The sequence below is a fragment of the Brevundimonas sp. 374 genome (assembly GCF_900102995.1).
GTDB classification, from domain to species: domain Bacteria; phylum Pseudomonadota; class Alphaproteobacteria; order Caulobacterales; family Caulobacteraceae; genus Brevundimonas; species Brevundimonas vesicularis_C.
In genome coordinates this window covers 124,783-139,227 of record NZ_FNKT01000001.1, presented here as the reverse complement: position 1 = coordinate 139,227, position 14,445 = coordinate 124,783, and the positions used below count along the sequence as shown (strand labels likewise).

Annotated in this window: 15 protein-coding genes and 1 tRNA gene; 10 read left to right on the top strand and 6 right to left on the bottom strand. The window is 67.5% G+C overall.

The window, feature by feature from the left end:
• The first annotated feature begins 73 nt into the window (after window positions 1-73).
• Both BLR19_RS00620 and BLR19_RS00615 read left to right on the top strand, forming a co-directional pair.
• Window positions 74-799 carry a CoA transferase subunit A gene (locus BLR19_RS00620; protein ID WP_091745999.1) on the top strand — a complete coding sequence of 242 codons (726 nt, stop codon included), beginning with the start codon at window positions 74-76 and terminating at the stop codon, window positions 797-799.
• 2 nt (window positions 800-801) lie between these two features.
• Window positions 802-1,458: a 3-oxoacid CoA-transferase subunit B gene (locus BLR19_RS00615; RefSeq protein ID WP_091745996.1), complete on the top strand. Its 657-nt coding sequence runs from the start codon at window positions 802-804 to the stop codon at window positions 1,456-1,458.
• A 20-nt stretch (window positions 1,459-1,478) separates the two neighbouring features.
• Here BLR19_RS00615 and BLR19_RS00610 read toward each other — a convergent pair whose 3' ends face one another.
• Window positions 1,479-2,258: a hypothetical protein gene (locus BLR19_RS00610; protein ID WP_091745993.1), complete on the bottom strand. Its 780-nt coding sequence runs from the start codon at window positions 2,256-2,258 to the stop codon at window positions 1,479-1,481.
• Window positions 2,259-2,334: 76 nt separating this feature from the next.
• On the opposite strand from BLR19_RS00610, the gene trmFO reads away from it, so the two are divergent.
• Window positions 2,335-3,729: a methylenetetrahydrofolate--tRNA-(uracil(54)-C(5))-methyltransferase (FADH(2)-oxidizing) TrmFO gene (gene trmFO, locus BLR19_RS00605; protein ID WP_091745989.1), complete on the top strand. Its 1,395-nt coding sequence runs from the start codon at window positions 2,335-2,337 to the stop codon at window positions 3,727-3,729.
• 19 nt (window positions 3,730-3,748) lie between these two features.
• Here trmFO and BLR19_RS00600 read toward each other — a convergent pair whose 3' ends face one another.
• Window positions 3,749-4,954: an MFS transporter gene (locus BLR19_RS00600; RefSeq protein WP_176758243.1), complete on the bottom strand. Its 1,206-nt coding sequence runs from the start codon at window positions 4,952-4,954 to the stop codon at window positions 3,749-3,751.
• 66 nt (window positions 4,955-5,020) lie between these two features.
• Between BLR19_RS00600 and BLR19_RS00595 the strand changes: the two genes are divergently transcribed.
• Window positions 5,021-5,512 (top strand): MarR family winged helix-turn-helix transcriptional regulator, encoded by a 492-nt coding sequence (locus tag BLR19_RS00595; protein ID WP_039245510.1) that lies wholly within the window; start codon window positions 5,021-5,023, stop codon window positions 5,510-5,512.
• Between the two features lies 1 nt (window position 5,513).
• On the opposite strand, the gene BLR19_RS00590 is transcribed toward BLR19_RS00595, so the two are convergent.
• The gene (locus BLR19_RS00590) at window positions 5,514-6,149 is read right to left on the bottom strand and encodes a squalene/phytoene synthase family protein (protein WP_091745985.1); all 636 of its coding nucleotides are present in this window, start codon (window positions 6,147-6,149) and stop codon (window positions 5,514-5,516) included.
• Window positions 6,146-7,087, bottom strand: a complete 942-nt coding sequence (locus BLR19_RS00585; protein WP_055753370.1) for a polyprenyl synthetase family protein — start codon at window positions 7,085-7,087, stop codon at window positions 6,146-6,148. The genes BLR19_RS00590 and BLR19_RS00585 overlap by 4 nt, the downstream gene beginning before the upstream one ends.
• A 198-nt stretch (window positions 7,088-7,285) precedes the next feature.
• Here BLR19_RS00585 and BLR19_RS00580 point away from each other — a divergent pair, with 198 nt between their 5' ends.
• From BLR19_RS00580 to tgt, 3 genes are all read left to right on the top strand, one after another.
• On the top strand, window positions 7,286-8,044 hold the full coding sequence (locus BLR19_RS00580; protein WP_091745982.1) for a tRNA1(Val) (adenine(37)-N6)-methyltransferase: 759 nt from the start codon (window positions 7,286-7,288) through the stop codon (window positions 8,042-8,044).
• A gap of 63 nt (window positions 8,045-8,107) precedes the next feature.
• Window positions 8,108-8,581, top strand: a complete 474-nt coding sequence (locus tag BLR19_RS00575; RefSeq protein WP_055808117.1) for a hypothetical protein — start codon at window positions 8,108-8,110, stop codon at window positions 8,579-8,581.
• Window positions 8,582-9,694 carry a tRNA guanosine(34) transglycosylase Tgt gene (tgt, locus tag BLR19_RS00570; RefSeq protein ID WP_091745979.1) on the top strand — a complete coding sequence of 371 codons (1,113 nt, stop codon included), beginning with the start codon at window positions 8,582-8,584 and terminating at the stop codon, window positions 9,692-9,694. It abuts the gene before it with no gap.
• Window positions 9,695-9,697: 3 nt separating this feature from the next.
• Here tgt and BLR19_RS00565 read toward each other — a convergent pair whose 3' ends face one another.
• Window positions 9,698-10,237, bottom strand: coding sequence for a hypothetical protein (locus tag BLR19_RS00565; protein ID WP_091745976.1), 540 nt, complete (start codon window positions 10,235-10,237; stop codon window positions 9,698-9,700).
• Between the two features lie 112 nt (window positions 10,238-10,349).
• Between BLR19_RS00565 and BLR19_RS00560 the strand changes: the two genes are divergently transcribed.
• Window positions 10,350-12,776 (top strand): PAS domain-containing protein, encoded by a 2,427-nt coding sequence (locus tag BLR19_RS00560; RefSeq protein ID WP_091745973.1) that lies wholly within the window; start codon window positions 10,350-10,352, stop codon window positions 12,774-12,776.
• Between the two features lie 45 nt (window positions 12,777-12,821).
• Here BLR19_RS00560 and BLR19_RS00555 read toward each other — a convergent pair.
• Window positions 12,822-12,898, bottom strand: a tRNA-Lys gene (locus BLR19_RS00555).
• A gap of 88 nt (window positions 12,899-12,986) precedes the next feature.
• On the opposite strand from BLR19_RS00555, the gene BLR19_RS00550 reads away from it, so the two are divergent.
• Window positions 12,987-14,075: a CaiB/BaiF CoA transferase family protein gene (locus tag BLR19_RS00550; RefSeq protein WP_218119291.1), complete on the top strand. Its 1,089-nt coding sequence runs from the start codon at window positions 12,987-12,989 to the stop codon at window positions 14,073-14,075.
• 73 nt (window positions 14,076-14,148) lie between these two features.
• Window positions 14,149-14,412: a hypothetical protein gene (locus tag BLR19_RS00545; RefSeq protein ID WP_066626126.1), complete on the top strand. Its 264-nt coding sequence runs from the start codon at window positions 14,149-14,151 to the stop codon at window positions 14,410-14,412.
• Window positions 14,413-14,445: the final 33 nt, after the last annotated feature.

The window sequence follows — 14,445 nt, the reverse complement described above, 5'->3', positions numbered from 1 at the left end:
TGCCCCCCGCCCGCCCCCGCGTTAGGCGTGGTCAAAAGCCGATATTCATCAGGCAGTGAAAAAAGGGAGAGCGATGGGAAAGATCTACGCTGACGTCATGTCCGCGCTGGAGGGCCTGACCTTCGACGGCATGACGGTCATGTCCGGCGGTTTCGGCCTGTGCGGCATCCCCGAGAACCTGATCGCAGCCCTGCGCGACAGCGGCGTCAAGGGCCTGACGGTCATCTCCAACAACGCCGGCGTCGACGGCTTCGGCCTGGGCCAACTGCTGGGCACCCGCCAGATCGCCAAGATGATCTCGTCCTACGTCGGCGAGAACAAGGAGTTCGAACGCCAGTATCTGGCTGGCGAGCTGGAGCTTGAGTTCAACCCGCAAGGCACCCTCGCCGAGCGCATTCGCGCCGGCGGCGCCGGCATCCCCGCCTTCTTCACCGCCACCGGCGTCGGCACCCTGGTCGCCGAGGGCAAGGAAGTCCGCAACTTCAACGGCCGCGACTACGTCATGGAGACCGGCCTGATCGCCGACCTGTCCATCGTCAAGGCCTGGAAGGCCGACGAGCGCGGCAACCTGGTGTTCCGCAAGACCGCCCGCAACTTCAACCCCATGATGGCCACGGCCGGCAAGGTCACGGTCGTCGAGGTCGAGGAGATCGTCCCCGTCGGCTCGCTGGATCCCGACCACATCCACACGCCGGGCGTCTACGTCGACCGCCTGGTCCAGACCGTGTCCGAAAAGCGCATCGAACAGCGCACCGTCCGTCAACGTGCCGCCGGCGCCGCCGCCGGATCGGAGGTCTGATCATGCCCCGCACCCGCGAACAACTCGCCGAACGCGCCGCACAGGAACTGCAGGACGGCTTCTATGTAAACCTGGGCATCGGCATCCCGACCCTGGTCGCCAACTATATCCCCGCCGGCATGACCGTGACCCTGCAATCCGAGAACGGCATGCTGGGCATGGGGCCCTTCCCCTATGAAGGCGACGAGGACCCCGACCTGATCAACGCCGGCAAGCAGACGATCACCGAGATTCCGGAGTCGTCCTACTTCTCCAGCGCCGACAGCTTCGCCATGATCCGCGGCGGCCATATCAACCTGTCGATCCTGGGGGCCATGGAGGTGGCCCAGAGCGGCGACATCGCCAACTGGATGATCCCCGGCAAGCTGGTGAAGGGCATGGGCGGCGCCATGGACCTGGTCGCGGGCGTCAAACGCGTGGTCGTCGTCATGGAACACGCCAACAAGCACGGCCAGTCCAAGGTGCTGAAGGCCTGCACCCTGCCCCTGACCGGCACGGGCGTCGTCAGCCGCATCATCACCGACCTGGCCACCTTCGACGTCAAGCCCGACGGCGCGGGCCTCGAGCTGATCGAACTGGCCGACGGCGTCACCCTCGACGAAGTCGCCGCCAAGACCGAGGCGGCCTACACCGTCGAACCGGGCTTGCAGGCCGCCTGATAGACCTGCGCCGCTCTGGCCTACCGGAGCGGCGCAGGTTCCAGCCGGCAATAGGCGGCACCCACAAAGGCCATCGTCAGCGGAGCCTGCACACCCGTGAGCACGACGGCGAAGACGATCCAGCCCGCCGTGCCCGACAGCAGCCCCGCGCCCCACAGCAATACCAGCGCAATCTTGGGCGGCGCCGTAACGACAAGCCCGACCAGCAGGGGCCAGAAGCCGCCGCGCGCGATGCTCATGCTCTGCAACGACACCATCTGCCCACGCCCGATCGTCGCCGGCGCGAACAGAGACAGGCGCACCGCGAAGGCGATGACAGCGAACAGGGCGAAGGCCGTGACGACCGCCAGCAGGGTCAGCTTCCACGCCGGCCCCACCGCGCTCCACTGGCGCATCTCGATGGCCTGGGCGTTTAACTCGGCCATGCCGAACACCGCCAACAGGACCAGGGCCACGACCGACAGGATCATGGCGAGGAATATCCAGCACAGCAGGCCCGCGCCCAGCAGCCGCACCTCCGGCCGTCCGAACTGCAACCCGACCGGCCCCAGGCCCAGCCATCGCGCGGCGACCAGATCTTCGGTGATGGCGATCCGCGCCAGCGCGCCCGCTAGCACCAGGGTCGAGGCCACAGCGCACGCCGCCCAGACCAAACCCGCTGGACCCGCCGCCAGCGGCTTGAGGCTCCAGACCACGGCGGCCAGCACGATCGCGCCGCAAGCCCCGCACCACAGGCGAGGCAAGGCGCGAACCGCCGCCGACAGCGTCTCGCCCAGTCGCAAAATCCGATGCTCGCTCAATCCACGCCCCCGATGACCGGCGGCGGATATAGCAGGGGGCCATGACACCGCGCCACCCGCCCGCTAGAAGGCCGCGATGAGCGCTTCCCCCTCTCCTTCCCCCATCCACGTCATCGGCGGCGGCCTGGCCGGCTCCGAGGCCGCCTGGCAGATCGCCCAGGCCGGCGTGCCCGTCGTTTTGCACGAGATGCGCGGCGTGCCTGGCGTCAAGACTGACGCCCACCACACCGACGGCCTGGCCGAGCTGGTCTGCTCCAACTCCTTCCGCTCGGATGACTGGCAGTTCAATGCGGTCGGCCTGCTGCACGCCGAGATGCGCGCGCTGGATTCGATCATCATGGCCTGCGGCGACATCAATCAGGTGCCGGCCGGCGGCGCCCTGGCCGTGGACCGCGACGCCTTCTCCCAGGCCGTCACCGCCAAACTGACCGCCCACCCCTTGGTCACCATCGTGCGCGAAGAGATCGCGGGCCTGCCGCCGCAGGCGTGGGACAATGTCATCGTCGCCACCGGCCCCCTGACCTCCCCTGCCCTGGCCGACGCCATCCTGAAGGCGACGGCCGAGGAGTCCTTGAGCTTCTTCGACGCCATCGCCCCCATCGTTCACGCTGACTCGATCGACTTCGACATCGCCTGGCGTCAGTCGCGCTATGACAAGGAAGGTCCGGGCGGCGACGCCGCCGCCTACGTCAACTGCCCGATGGACAAGGCGCAGTACGAGGCCTTCATCGACGCCCTGCTGAGCGGCCCGAAGGCTGAGTTCAAGGACTGGGAGCACGTACCCTATTTCGACGGCTGCCTGCCCATCGAGGTCATGGCCGAGCGTGGTCGCGAGACCCTGCGGCACGGCCCGATGAAGCCGGTCGGCCTGACCAATCCGCGCGACCCGCTGGTGAAGGCCTACGCCATCGTCCAGCTGCGCCAGGACAACGCGTTGGGCACCCTGTTCAACATGGTCGGCTTCCAGACCAAGCTGAAGCACGGGGCGCAGGCCGAGGTCTTCCGCATGATCCCGGGGCTTCAGAACGCCCAGTTCGCGCGCCTGGGCGGTCTTCACCGCAACACCTATCTGAACAGTCCCCAGCTGCTGGACAAGCAGCTGCGGCTGAAGGCCATGCCGCGCCTGCGCTTCGCGGGTCAGGTGACGGGCGTCGAAGGTTATGTCGAGAGCGCGGCCATGGGCCTGCTGACCGGCCGTCTCGCCGCCGCGCAAGCGCTCGGTCGCGATCTGGCCCCGCCGCCGGCCGAGACCGCCATGGGCGCCTTGGTCGAGCACATCACCGGCGGGCATCTGGCAGGATCGAAGTTCCAGCCGATGAACATCAACTACGGCCTGCTGCCGCCGCTCGAGGCGCCCAAGGTCGATGAGGCGGGCGTCAAGATCCCGCTTAAGGAACGCGGCCGGGCCAAAAAGCGCCTGATGAGCCTCCGGGCGATGGAAAGCCTGCAGGCCTGGCGCGACGCGGGCTGATTTCTGAGGGCCGGGTCGCTCAGCGCAGCTTGGGCAACCCCGGCCGGAACCCCAGCGTCATCACGCCCAGCAGGATGACGCCCACGCCCATCAGCACCCAGGCCTGGGTCAGCTCGGCCAGGTAATCGCGCAGCAGGCCGGCGCCCAGCGGCGACAGGCTGGCGATGATGTAACCGCCGCCCTGGACGAAGGCGAGCAGATCGCCGGAGCGCGCGGGATCGTCGATCTGGTCCATGGCCAGTATCAGGCTGAGCGGGAAGATTGCGCCGATGCCGAGGCCCAGGACGATCACGATCGGCATGGCCATGCTGAGGGGCGCGACCACGAGACCGGCCAGACCCGCCAAGGCCAGAATCAAGGCCATAAGGATCGGTCCGCGCCGATCCGGGAAGCGCCCGATGGTCAGCGACACCAGCAGGCCGGCCGTCACCTCCGCAGCCGTCATGCCGCTGAGCAGATAGCCGGCCGTGGCCCTCGGCTCGCCGAGGTCGATGTAGAAGGGCGGCAGCCAGGCCAGCATCAATGTATAGGCCGAGGTCCCCAGGCCCATGATCAGGATCAGCCGCCACGCCCGCCCCTGACGCCAGAAGGGCAGCTCCGGGTCCGTCGCCTCGACCACTGCGGCGCGGTTCGGCTCTTCGGCTGCGGGGTCGCGTGACGCCGCCAGCCAGACCAATGCTGCGACAAAGGCCGGCGCGCTCCACAGCGCCAGCGTCCCGGCCCAGCCGATCGTCTCGGCCAGACCGGCCGCCGTAGCCGCCGCGACGGCGGCGCCGCCCATGATGCCGGTGGTGTAGAGCGCCATGACCGTTCCGAACTGCAACGGAAAGGCCCGTTTGATGACGACCGGCGCCAAGGCCTGGATCAAGGCGACGCCCACACCGACGACCACGGCGCTGGCGATCAGGCCGGTCGCGCCGGTCAGCACCACCCGCACCAGGCAGGCCCCGCCGATCAGAAGCGCGCCCAGCAAGATGCCGCGCCGCTCGCCCAGTCGCCGACGCAATGGGCGAATCGACAGGGCGCCCAGACCGATCATCAGCACGGGCAGAGTGGTCAGCAGGCTGGCGGCGGTCGACCCCATGCCCGTCGCGTGCTCGATCAGATCCAGCAGCGGCCCCACCGCCGCCATCGCCGGCCGCAGATTCAGCGCCAGGGCGACGATGGCCGCCAGCAACAGCAGCGAAGCGCCGCGCGCGGGCGTGGCGTCAGATCGTGCGGTCATGGTGGGGACTCCGACTGAAAATCGCGCTAGTCTCTCGACCTCAAGTATCTCGATGTCAAGATAACCATGCCCGATAGAGCTTCTCGCGCCGCCGCCCAATGGGCCGTGCAACGCCCCGACCTGGACATGTTGCCGATGGAGGTGCTGGGACGCCTAAACGAGGCGTCGCAACTGGTGATCCGCGAGCGCCAGACGCCGTTGTTCGCGCGCTATGGTTTGCAGCACGGCGAGTTCGACGTGCTGGCGACGCTGCGCCGATCCGGCGAACGCGAGGGCCTGACGCCGACCGCGCTGTTCGAGGCGGCGATGATGTCGTCCGGCGGCATGACCGCGCGGATCGACCGGCTGGAAAAGGCGGGTTGGGTCGAGCGGCGCCCGCATCCGAGCGACCGACGGGCGACTCTGGTTCGGCTGACGGACAAGGGTTTCGACCTGATCGAGACAATCATGCCCAGCCATCAGGAGACGGCCAAAGAGGCCTTGAGCGGCCTGTCGCGAGAGGATCAGAAAACGCTGAACGCCCTGCTGACCCGCTTGATCGCCGGCCTGAACGGCTAGGTCAAATCCGGCCGCGCAGCACGGCCCAGAGCAGGCGCAGCCGCTTCAGCGGCTCCGGCTGGTCCGGATCGGTAAGGGTCGCGTGAGCCACGGCCGCGAATCCTTCGGGCGGAAGGCGTTTCAGCGCCCCATTGGCGGCGGATTTCAGGGACGCCGCCTCCTGGCGCCGGCCGGTTTGCGTCAGCCCCCAGACGCGGGCCGCGTCGGCCACGGCGGCGTCATGCCCCTGCCCTGCCAGCACGCGCGTCGCGACCTGCATCGGGCCGACGTAGAAGGCGTCGAGATCGTGCGGCTGTTCGCGCACCCGGCCGATGTGGGCGTCGATCAAGGCGTCGAACGGCGCACGGTCCAGGCCGTGGCGCGCGACGAGATCGGTCAGGGCCTCCAGCACCGGATGGCCCTTGCGCGGCACGCCGGCGAAGACGCCGTCCATCTGTTCCGCCCACCAGGTGTAGCGCATCTCGGCCAGCAGCGGCTGAGTCACGCGCGTGGGGATGGTCATCAGCTCGGCTTCGAAGGCGTAGAGCGTGATGAGGTCAGCGCGGGCGCGGTCATCCGCGACCAGGCGGCTGGACAGCCAGCGGTCGAGGTCGGCGGTGCGGACCTGTTGGTCGAGCGTATCCGCAGCCTCGGTCAAGCGGCGCGCGACACCGCGAAATCGGCGAGGTCTTCCAGCGCGGCGCGCCAGTCGCTGGACGGCAGGACCGACAGGGCCGCCTTGGCCTGATCGGCATAGTCGCCGGCCAGGTCCAGGGTCGCGCCGATGGCGCCCGAGCCGATGATCAGTTCGCGGGCGCGGGTGAAGTCTTCGGGCGTCCGCTCGCCCTTGGTCACGGTGCGTTCCCAGAAGGCTTCCTCGCGGCCGCGCGTGCGAGCGACCGCCAGAAGCAGCGGCAGGGTCGCCTTGCCCTCGTTGAAATCGTCGCCGGCGTTCTTGCCCAGCGCCTCGGCCGTCGCGCCGTAGTCCAGGGCGTCGTCGGCCAGTTGGAAGGCGATGCCCAACGCCATGCCGTAGTCGCGCAGGGCTTTGATCGCGGCCGGATCGGCGCCGGCGCCCACCGCGCCCGCCTCGGCGGCGGCGGCGAACAGTTCGGCGGTCTTGGCCGAGATGATCTGCAGATAGGTGGCCTGGTCCAGATTCAGATCGTGGGCGCGCGTCAGCTGCAGCACCTCGCCCTCGGAGATCACCCGCGACGCCTCGGCCAGAATGCCCAAGGCGCGCATCGAATCCGTCTCGACCATCAGTTCGAAGGCGCGGGCAAACAGGAAGTCGCCGACCAGGACGCTGGTCGGGGCGCCCCAGATCAGGTGGGCCGCGACCTTGCCGCGACGCAGTTCGGACGCATCGACGATGTCGTCATGCAGGAGCGTGGCGGTGTGGATGAACTCGACCGCGGCGGCCAGCTTGCGCGGCGCTACGATGTCGTCCGTCGCGCCCACGGCGCGCGCCGCGGCGACGGTCATCAGGGGGCGCAGACGCTTTCCACCCGCCGAAACCAGATGTTCGGCCAGTTTCGGGATGATCGGCACGTCCGACTGCATCCGATCCAGGATCAGGGCGTCCACGGCCGCCATATCGACCTCAGCCAGCCGGACAAGGGCGTTGACGTCCCCCTTCGGGCGGTGAGCGGCGGCGATGGCGACGTCCAAACGAATACTCTTTCACTAGCGCGGCGGGCCGCGAGAATGGCTTTTTGCGGCCGGGCCGGCTTGCCCCCGCGAGTTGCGGCGCACAATGATGTTCGACCCCTTGAGGGTCAAGGAGATTGAGGCTTGGAGCCGGTCGAAACCCTGTCGACAACGATCGTCGAGAACGGCCTGTTGAACGGCCGGGTGCGCTTGCGTCAACCCGCACGCGGCTATCGCGCCGGGATGGATGCGGCTTTGCTGGCGGCGGCGGTCCCGGCCGAGGCGGGCCAGAGCGTGATCGAGGCGGGCTGCGGAGCGGGTGCGGTCCTGATGCAGATCGCGGCGCGACGGCCCGGCGTGACCCTGACGGGCGTGGAGCGCGATCCGGTGATGGCGGCGCTGGCGACCGAGAATGCGACGCTGAACGGCGCAGCTGGATCAGCTATGATTCGTCAGGGCGACGTGGCGGCCGGGTTTCGGGCCCTCGGCGTGGAGCCAGCCGACTGGGCCATATCCAATCCACCCTTCTTCGATGACGCCACGGCGTTGCGCGCCCCGGCCGAGAGCAAGCGGGGCGCCTGGATGGCCGACGACGGGCTGAAGGCGTGGACCGATTTCCTGTTGAAGGCGGTGAAGGATGGCGGACGCATCGTGGTCGTTCACCGCGCCGACCGACTGGCCGATCTGCTGGCTTTACTGGGCGAAAAGGCGGGGTCGTTCGCCGTGCGGCCCATCCATCCCTTTGCGGACGAGCCGGCCAAGCGGGTGCTTGTGCACGCCATCAAGACCGGGCGCGCGCCGCTGCGGCTGCTGCCGCCGCTGATCCTGCACGACCGCGAGGGCGGCAAGCACACCTCCCAGGCCGAGGCCATCCTGCGCGGCGAGGCGTCGCTGGGATGGTGATCGGGTGGTCAATCGCGACCGGAACGCCTAAATGCCGCCTCCTGACGAAATCGAGCCCGCCCCGTGTCACCCGACGACCTTCCGCATGATCTTCAAGACGGCCTGATCGCCGTCGGCGAGGCCGCGCGCGACCTGCGCGAGCCGTGGTGGATCTTCGGCGGGGCGGCCATGGCGCTCTACGGCCTGACCGACATTCACGTGCCCGACATCGACGTGCTGTGCGCGCCGCGCGATGCGCGCAACTTGCTGGGCGCGCTGGGCGGCGTGGTGATACCCGATCCGGGCGAAGGCCTGTTCCGCTCCGCCGTCTTCGGGCGCGCGCCGGATCAGCCGATCCTGGTCGAGGTCATGGCCGATCTGGAGACCCGCGACGGCGGCGACTGGACCCCGGTCGCCTTTGGCTCGCGCCGCCGCGTCTTCGTTGAGGACACGCCCCTGTTCGTCCCGGACATCCGGGACCACATCGCCCTGTATCGCCTGTTCGGCCGCCCCAAGGATCTGGCGCGCGTCGAACAGCTTGAACGACTGATCGCCTGAATGCCTTTCCCCTTCCAGATTTCCGCCACCGAGGGCCGCGCCCGCACCGGGGTGCTGAAGACATCGCGCGGCGACATCCGCACCCCCGCCTTCATGCCGGTCGGCACCGCCGCCACGGTCAAGGCGATGACGGTGGATCAGGTCAAGGCGACGGGCGCCGACATCCTGCTGGGCAACACCTACCACCTGATGCTGCGCCCCGGCCCCGAGCGGATGGAGCGTCTGGGCGGGCTTCACAAGTTCATGGGCTGGGACAAGCCAATCCTGACCGACAGCGGCGGGTTCCAGGTCATGTCCCTGGCCGGCATCTCCAAGGTCAAGGAGGAGGCCGTGACCTTCTCCAGCCATATCGACGGCTCCAAACACGTTCTGACGCCCGAGCGGTCGATCGAAATCCAGGCCGACCGGATCGGCGCCGACATCTCGATGCAGTTGGACCAGTGCGTCGCCTATCCGGCCGAGAAGGATGCAGCCAGAAAGGCGATGGAGCTGTCGATCCGCTGGGGTGCGCGGTCCAAGGCCCGTTTCGGCGAGCGTGAAAACCAGGCTCTGTTCGGCATCCAGCAAGGGTCGACCTTCGAGGACTTGCGCCGTCAGTCATCGGAGCAGTTGCAAGAAATCGGTTTCGACGGCTACGCCATCGGCGGTCTGGCGGTCGGCGAAGGCCACCAGGCCATGTGCGAGGTGCTGGACTATGCGCCCGAAATGCTGCCGGCCGACCGTCCGCGCTATCTAATGGGCGTGGGCAAGCCGGTCGACCTGGTCGAGGCGGTCTGGCGCGGCGTCGACATGTTCGATTGCGTCCTGCCCACTCGCGCCGGCCGTCACGGTCAGGCCTGGACCTGGGATGGCCCGTTGAACCTGAAGAACGCCCGCTTCGCCGAGGATCAGGACCCGCTGGACCCAACCATCGACGGCCCGTCATCGTCGTATTCGAAGGCCTATCTGCACCACCTGATCCGCGCCGATGAAATCTTGGGCAAGGTGCTGCTGAGTTGGCACAACATCGCCTTTTATCAGGCGCTGACGGCGGCCATGCGTGCGGCGATTTCCGAGGGTCGGTTCGAGCAGTTCAGGCGCGACTTCCACGCCCGCCACACGTCGAACGGCTGACGCCTAAGGGTGCGGTCTGAACCAGCTGGGCGCCGCCGGCGGTGCGCAGTTCCGCTGCATGCCCATCCCCTTCAGGAAGGCGCGGCGCATCCGGCCGGACTGGATGGCCGATTGAACGTGCTTTGAGTGCTGTTCGGCGCCGCTCAGTCGACGAATCCAGTTTCGGCCGGGAATAAAGTCGGTCGTCGTGTCGCGTATGGCGTTCAACGCCGCCTTGGCCGCCGCGTCCGCCGCCCGCTCGCTGAGATAGGAACCGTCCTGACGCGGCGGTTCGTCCGTATCGGGTCCCAGCGCTTCGTCGAGCCTTGCGACCTCTGCGCCGATGGTCGTGCACTGATTCAGATTGCGCAGGTCGTAAGGATTGGCTTCGGCCTGAAGCAGCACCGTCGGGATCATCTGACGGCGCAGGTTGAAGTCCTCCAGCGGCGCCGTCGCCGCCGCCGCAAAGCCCGCCCCGACCTGTTCGGCGCCGCCCATCGCCGACCGACCGGCATTGCAACCGGAAAGCGCAACAAGACTGACTGCGAGAAGAAGGCGTTTCATGGGTTGGCTTAGACCACGCCTAGGCTGGCGATTAAAGCGTAGCGGCGGAAGCGGTCGGTAACGAAGAATTCTCTGATTTTAGGTCACTTTGACCGGTCGTTGGAGTTCGGTCGTGCCTTACATCGCCAAGAGCCTGGAAGCCCTGGACGCCCCTGCTGGTCCGTTCCAACGTCTTACGGAACTGGCCTGCACGGTTTTCGATGCGCCCGCCGCCGTCGTCACCCTGGTCAGCGGCGACAACGCCGTCCTGTGGTGCAGCGATCGTGAACTGGTTCGAAGCCTGCCGCGCGAACGCACCCTCGGCGACCGTCTGCTGCGCCAGGGCCAAGGGGCCGTCCTCGTGGTCGAAGACGGCTTGGCGGACCCCGCAGCGCGCAATCATTTCCTGGTGGCGCCCCCCTATAATTTGCGTTTCTACGCCGGCGTTACGATCTGCGGCCCAGACGGTCGGCCGCTGGGCGCGTTCGGCGTCATGGATCGCCAACCCCGCCCTCACCCCTCCGACGCCCAGATCGCGACGCTGCGAACCTTGGGCGCCATGGCCGAAGACATCATCGCGTCGCTGGAAGTCGGTCGCGTCAGCGATGAGCGCCACGGCACGCTGGAGCTGATCGAAAACATGGCCGGCGTCGGTCATTGGCGGTTGGAGCTGGCCAGCGGCAAGGTCCACTGGTCCGACGAGGTGTTCCGCATCCACGGTCTGGATCGCAAAACCTTCGATCCCCAGGTCGATTCGGCCATCGACCGTTATCACCCCGACGATAGGCCCGGATTGTTGGCGGCGATCGCACACTCGGCCGCAACCGGCGATGGCTACAAAATGCGTCTTCGGCTGATCCGCGCCGATGGCGAGGAGCGCGCGGTTCTGACCCAGGCGCGCGCCGAACGTGACGACGCCGGGGTCGTGAAGGTCCTTTACGGCGTGTTTCAGGATATCACGGACCAGCAAGCCCAGATCGCCCGCGCTCAGCGTGACGAGGCGCGCTATCGGCTGTTGGCCGAAAACGTCGGCGATGTGATCACCCGCGTTCGCCCGGACGGCACCAGCAAATACATCTCGCCGGCGATCGAAAGCCTGCTCGGCTGGACCACCGAAGAGATGAACGGCCGGCCCATGGACTATGTCCATCCTGATGATCGGGAGATGGTGACCCGGGCCGTGCTGGGCACCATCCACACCAAGGAGCCCTGCCGCCTAGAGCACCGCGCCCTTCATCGAGACGGTTCGATCGTCTGGGTCGAATGCACCTTCCGCGCCCTCGCTGCCGAAACGGGCAAGCCGTCGGAGGTGGTGGTGGTCATCCGTGACATGACGGATCGCAAGATCCTGGCTGACGAACTGGTTACCGCGCGCGACCGGGCGGAGGCGGCGGCGGCCGCCAAGAGCGAGTTCCTGGCGAACATGAGCCACGAACTGCGCACGCCTCTGACCAGCGTCATCGGCTTTTCCAACCTGCTGAAAGCCAGCGAGGCCTTGCCCGAAGCCGAGAAGGGCTATGTCGCGCGCATCGCCACCGCCAGCGAGGCCCTGCTGTCGGTGATCAACGACGTGCTGGACTATTCCAAGCTTGAAGCCGGCATGATCGAGCTGGAGCCGCAGCGTTTCAACCCGGCCGCCCTGGCGCACGAGACGGTCCAGATGATGGAGGCCCAGTGTCTGGCCAAGGGTCTGGCGCTGCACGTCGATCTGGCGCCGGACATGCCGGACTGCCTGATGGGCGACCAGGCCCGTCTTCGACAGATCCTGCTCAACCTGCTAGGCAATGCCGTGAAGTTCACCAGCCAGGGCTCGGTCAGTCTGTCGGTCGGCGGGGCCTTGGAGGCGAACGGCGCATGGCGTCTGACGGCCGAGGTGACCGATACCGGCATCGGCATGAGCCCCCAGACCCAGGCCCATCTGTTCGAACGTTTCTCGCAGGCGGATCGGTCGACGACCCGGCTCTACGGCGGCACCGGCCTGGGGCTGGCGATCTCGCGGCGACTGGCGCGGGCGATGGACGGCGATATCGTCGTCACGAGCCAGCCCGGCCTGGGATCGACGTTCACGGTGACCGTCCCGCTGCACGTCGCCGAGGGCGAATCGGAAGACGAAGGGCCGCGCCTCAGCGTCATGCCCGAGGGACGCGTGCTGATCGCCGACGACGCACCGGCCAACCGCGAACTGATCAGCGTCATCCTTGTCGGCATGGGACTGGAGGTCGCCACAGCCAGCGATGGAGCCGAGGCGGTGCATGCGGTGCAGTCCGACCATTACGATCTCGTCCTGATGGATATGCAGATGCCGGTCATGGACGGCCTGACAGCCACGCGCGAGATTCGCCGGATTGAGCAGGGCAGCGGACGCCGGCTGCCGATCATCGCCCTGTCCGCCAATGTTCAGCCGGACCAGATTCAGTTGTGTCGCGACGCCGGCATGGACGACCACCTGGCCAAGCCGCTGCAACTGCCCGCCCTGGTCGCCACCCTGTCGAAATATCTCGACAAATCGAACGCTCCGATCGCGGATGCGACCGCACCGGGTCGCTTCGCGACCCACTGAAGGCAAGGCCCGGACAGCAAAAAGCCCGCCGAAGCGGGCTTTAAATGGTACGTCCTCTCGGGCTCGAACCGAGGACCCTCTGATTAAAAGTCAGATGCTCTAACCAACTGAGCTAAGGACGCACCGCGCGACGTCCGGGCTGGCCCGAACCGTCGAAGGGCGCCTTCTGTTGTAATCCGGCCTTCCGGTCAAGACCCGGTCTGCTACTCATTGGGCATGAAACCGTTAAATGGCGTCCGCATCATCGAATTCGACGGCTTGGGGCCGGTCACCTTCGCCGGAATGATGCTGGCGGACCTGGGGGCGGAGGTGGTGCGGCTGACGCGGGACGCCTCGGCCGGACAGGCGGTCTTCGACGAGGTCGGCGGCGAGGTCCTGCATCGGGGCCGAGCGGCCGTTCCGGTCGATCTGAAATCACCGGCCGATCGCGAGCGTATCCTGCAACTGATCGATGGGGCCGACGCGGTGATCGAAGGTTTTCGACCCGGCGTCATGGAGCGGCTGGGCTATGGTCCTGAGGTCCTCCGGGCGCGAAAGCCCGCGCTGGTGTTCGGACGTGTGACCGGATGGGGCCAGACGGGACCGCTGGCGAACGCGGTCGGGCATGATCTGAACTACATCGGCCTGTCGGGCGTGCTGCACGCCATGGGCGAGGCGGATCGTCCGCCCTCCCCGCCGTTGAACCTGGTCGGAGATTACGGCGGCGGGGCCATGCTGCTGGTGGTCGGGGTGCTGGCCGCGCTGGTGGAGGCCAGGACGACGGGCAAGGGACGCGTGGTGGACGCAGCCATGACGGACGGCGCGGCTCTGCTGGGCGGTCTATTCCAAGCCTTGCGGGGTCGAGGACTATGGAGCGACCGGCGCGGATCCAACCTGCTGGACGGGGGCGCGCCCTTCTATCGCTGCTACGCCTGTCGCGACGGCGGGTTCGTGGCGGTGGCGGCGCTGGAGCCGCGTTTCTACGCTGCGCTGCTGGCCGGCTTGGAGATCGATCCGGCTGATGCGGTTCAATACGACATCGCCGCCTGGCCGGCCCTACAAGCGCGGCTTGCGGCCTTGTTCGCAAGCCGAGACCGTGACGACTGGAGCGCCCATTTCGCCGGGACGGAAGCCTGTGTCACGCCCGTGCTTAGCCTGGCCGAGGCGCCGGATCATCCGCACAATCAGGCGCGAGGAACATTCCACAGCGGCCTGCCGCAACCCGCGCCCCGTTTCGACGGCGTTAGTGCTGCGCCCGCCCCCAAGTTCGAACTGACCTTGGATCAAATGGTCACAAAATGGTCCGATCACGCAGGATGACCGACGTAGATTTCGGCGCTAAGGGAACAGCTTAGCGCGACAGGCGTTTGGTCGGCGGAGACCGGGGACTTTCATGACACGCTCGATTTTTGTCTTGGCCGCCGCCGCAAGCGTGCTCGCGCTTTCGGCCTGCGACGACCGTCCTTCGCGCTCTGACGACGACTATCGCGAGATGTCGGTCGAGCCGGCGCCTCCGCCGGTCAAGGAAGAAACTCCCCCGCCCGCGCCAGAGGTTCAGGATCCGACGCCCACGCCTCCGCCGTCGACGACGCTTCCGCCTGAGGAACGCACGTCGGAACAGTCGGTGCAGCCCGAAAGCGAGACGCTGTTCTACTGACGAACAGGTATGCCGGGGGGCGTCCTTTTGACG